At 66.3% G+C, this 3,496-nt stretch carries 3 protein-coding genes and 1 pseudogene; all 4 read right to left on the bottom strand.

Going from position 1 to position 3,496, the window contains the following annotated elements; translation table 11 throughout:
- Position 1: 1 nt before the first annotated feature.
- Positions 2 to 1,387: a tripartite tricarboxylate transporter permease gene (locus tag Q0O95_RS13655; protein ID WP_293699791.1), complete on the bottom strand. Its 1,386-nt coding sequence runs from the start codon at positions 1,385 to 1,387 to the stop codon at positions 2 to 4.
- The gene (locus tag Q0O95_RS13650; RefSeq protein WP_293699788.1) at positions 1,387 to 1,830 is read right to left on the bottom strand and encodes a hypothetical protein; all 444 of its coding nucleotides are present in this window, start codon (positions 1,828 to 1,830) and stop codon (positions 1,387 to 1,389) included. Before Q0O95_RS13650 ends, Q0O95_RS13655 begins: the two co-directional genes overlap by 1 nt.
- Complete coding sequence (locus Q0O95_RS13645) at positions 1,827 to 2,777, bottom strand: hydroxymethylglutaryl-CoA lyase (RefSeq protein WP_293699785.1); 951 nt, start codon at positions 2,775 to 2,777, stop codon at positions 1,827 to 1,829. The genes Q0O95_RS13650 and Q0O95_RS13645 overlap by 4 nt, the downstream gene beginning before the upstream one ends.
- Positions 2,774 to 3,496, bottom strand: a pseudogene (locus Q0O95_RS13640) (3-hydroxy-3-methylglutaryl-CoA reductase); the annotation flags it as partial. The pseudogene Q0O95_RS13640 and the gene Q0O95_RS13645, both read right to left, overlap by 4 nt.

Genomic DNA, 3,496 nt, shown 5'->3' with positions numbered 1-3,496 from the left:
GCTAGGCGAAGAGCGCGATGATGCCGGGAACGCTCAACACGGCGACGTAGTAGCCCATGAACTGGATGCCCGTGTGCACCGCCAGCAGCTTGTTCATCATGCCGCCGACGAGGCCGATCGTGAGCGTCACGAACAGCGCGACGAGCCCTCCCTCGTAGAGGCAGATCACCATCAGCAGACCCGCGAAAGCACCCACGATGGCTTCGTGCGAGACCTTCTGCATGATCCACTTGGCTGCGCGGTGCGCCTGTGTCATCGCGAACGGATACGTGATGAACACGGCCAGCACAACGGCCATCAGGCCGAAGGCCAGGAAGTGCCATGGGTCGAGCATGTCGTGCAGGTTGTTCGTCGCGTTCGTTTCGGGGTCGATCGTGTAGACCGGAGGCGCGTTGAACAGCGGCTGCGCGACGGATGCCGCCATGGGCGAGAGCGGCAGCCCGATCGCGATGAGCGGAATGAGCGTCTCGGCGATGTAGGTCGATTCGGTCGTACCGTTCTTGACCGACATCTGCGTCGTGAGTCGCTGATAGGCGCCCTTGATTCGGCTGCCGAAGAGTTCACCCATCAGCACCGTCATCGCGACGGGAGAGAACACGAACGTTGCGCTCGAGATACCGGCCGCTCCTGCCGTGGATGCCAGCTGCCGGCGGTCGAGGACGGAGAACGGCGACGGCACCTTGCCCTTCCAGGTGCGCGTATCGGCCGCCAGTTCGAACTCGCGCTTCCCCTTGCGCTCCAGCACCTTCCTCCCCAGCGGGCTCGCGGCGAGGAACATGTCGATGATGAGGGGGCCTGTCGCGATGCCGAGGAAGAAGCTGACGGTCAGCGTGCGATCCAGCACCAGGGTCGTGAATGCATTGAGGCCGAGCACGAGCATGACGAACGGGATGAGCGCGAGCACCGCTGCCCAGCGGCTCTTCGACAGCGCAGCGATGAGCACGGCGGCGGCCAGGAAGATCCAGCCGGCGACGGCACTGATCTGGTCGGCGAAGGGAATGAGAATCCAGGCGAACCCGACGGCCAGCGGAACCGCCAGCAATGCGGCGAGAACACCGCCGGAGATCGCCTTGCGCAGCGCGATGTGCGGAACCCCGAGCTCGCGCAGCAGCTGCGCATCCCGCAGCAGGGGCGCGGCCATCGTGTCGCCGGGTATTCCTAACAGCGTTGTCGGCACCGCATGCGTTATGTGTTTCGCGGAAATCGCGGCCATGAAGAACGCGAACACGCCCTCGGGAGGCACGCCGAGCAGGATCACCAGCAGCGTGATGGGGGCGATGGTGGCGGTCTCGTCCGTTCCTGAGACGAGCCCGAGCAGACCGAATGCGACAGCGCCCAACAGGGCCATGCCGACGGCCCACGCGATCATGGGGAGCAGCTCCTCCATCAGCCCTCCTCCTCACGGTTGCGGTTCGCTTCGTTCTGCTCGAATCGACGCTTGAAATCGTCGTACAGACCGAGCATCTTCACCTCTTCGAGAACTGCGGGCGGGAAGGTATCCGGGTCTCCGATCGGGCCGACCTCTGCCTCCATGGCGTCCATCGCGCTCTCACGCGAGCTGGCACCGTACTCGTTCTCGACAAGCACGCGCTTCGGCTTGAACAGCCGTGCGCACACGACCGCGACGACGATGCAAGCGCCGATGCCGATGAGGAGCGAGTACGAACCGACCATCTGCTCATCGGTTCCGAGCGCGCGGAGCAGCCAGCGTCCGCCCAGAAAGACGGACGTCGCGAAACCGACGCCCATGATGATCGAGTAGAGCAGATGCCGCGGCGAAACGGTATCTCCCCAGACCTCGATGTAGGTCTCTTCTTGTTGCTGTGTCACTTGCTGTCCTTTCCGATCAGCGCCGTTGCCACCCGGGATGAGATTGGCCTGTCGAGCTGCCGCGCGAGCCAAGGGGCGATCTCGAGCAGAGCCGGGATGCTGACACCGGTCTCGATGCCGAGCCCCGTGAGCATCCACACGAGGTCTTCCGTTGCGAGATTGCCGCTCGCCGACTTCGCGAACGGGCAACCGCCGACGCCTGCGACGGCGGCGTCGAACGTGGTCACGCCGCTCAGCAACCCCGCATACACGTTCGCGAGCGCGAGCCCGTAGGTGTCGTGCATGTGCAGCGCGATGCGCTCGATTGGAACACCGCCCGCCTCGAGTGCTTCGACCGTTGCGCGCACGAGGCCCGGCGTGGCGACGCCGATGGTGTCGCCGAGGGAGATCTCTTCGACTCCCCACTCCAACAGGAGCTGCGCGAGCCTGACGACCTCCCCGATCTCGACGGCACCCTCCCACGGGTCGCCGAAGACCATGGAGAGGTAGCCGCGCACCGGCAGCCCGGCATCCCGCGACCGTCGTACGACCTCTTCCGCGCTCGCTTCCGCACTCGCCCTGTCGGAGGAGAGATTTGCGCGCGAGAACGACTCCGTCACGCTCAGGAAGACGGCAATGTCATCGGCTCCCGCAGCGATCGCCCGCTCGAACCCCTTCGGATTCGGCACGAGCACCGGCGTTCGCGCTCGCACGGCATCGAGCCCAGCCAGCACTTCATCACTGCCTGCCATCTGCGGCACCCGATCCGGACGCACGAAGCTGCCGACCTCGATCACGGGGAGCCCGGCATCGTCGAGCCTGCGGATGAGTTCGATCTTCGCGTCGGAGGAGAGACTCGTCGGCTCCGCCTGCAGACCGTCTCGCGGACTCATCTCCCAGATCGTGACCCGATCGGGCATCCCGTTCTCGGCAGACCTCGCGGGCAGCCCCACGTCGAGAGGGGTCACTGCGCAGCCCGAAGCCCGGCGAGGATGCGCTCCGCGACATCCACCCGAACGGCTCGCTCCTCCACCATTGCCGCCGACACGGTGTCGACCTCTTCTCCGACCGCGCCCGCCGCGACGGCGACGTTGCGCGCGTGCAACGACATGTGGCCCTGCTGGATGCCCTCCGCCGACAGCGCTCGAACAGCGGCGATGTTCTGCGCGAGCCCGACGGCGGTGATCAGCTCGGCGAGCTCCTGCGCGGTTTCGCTCTCGGTCACGGCGACCGCCGCCTGAGCGGCCGGATGCGTACGAGTCGCGCCACCGACGAGGCCGACAGGCATCGGCAGCTCGAGCGATGCGACGAGGTTGCCCTGGGCATCGAGGTCGAAGTGCGAGAGCGACGTGTAGCGACCATCGCGAACGGCGTGACTGTGCGCGCCGGCCTCGACGGCTCGCGTGTCATTGCCGGTTGCGAGCACGACCGCGGTGATGCCGTTCATGATGCCCTTGTTGTGGGTTGCGGCGCGGTACGGGTCGTCGAGCGCGAAGTCGGCCGCCGCCACCATGTCGGAGACAACCTGCTCACCGCCGATCTCGCTCGCGGGGATGACCGCACGAGCCCTGCTGAGGCGAAGGTCGGCCTTGTTCGTCAGAATGCGCAGCAGCGAACGGCCCCGCGCGACGCGCGCGAGTTCGGGAGCGAGTGCCTCCGCCATCGTGTTGACCGCGTTGGCGCCCAT

Origin of the sequence: uncultured Agrococcus sp. (assembly GCF_945915485.1) — a bacterium.
Lineage (GTDB): Bacteria > Actinomycetota > Actinomycetes > Actinomycetales > Microbacteriaceae > Agrococcus.
The sequence above is the reverse complement of the archived record's forward strand: the minus strand, read 5'-3'. Positions and strand labels throughout refer to the sequence as shown.

What these genes read in the sequence shown, in the direction of transcription:
- Q0O95_RS13655 (WP_293699791.1), bottom strand. Translation starts at nt 1,387, where the DNA reads ATGGAGGAGCTGCTCCCCATGATCGCGTGGGCCGTCGGCATGGCCCTG.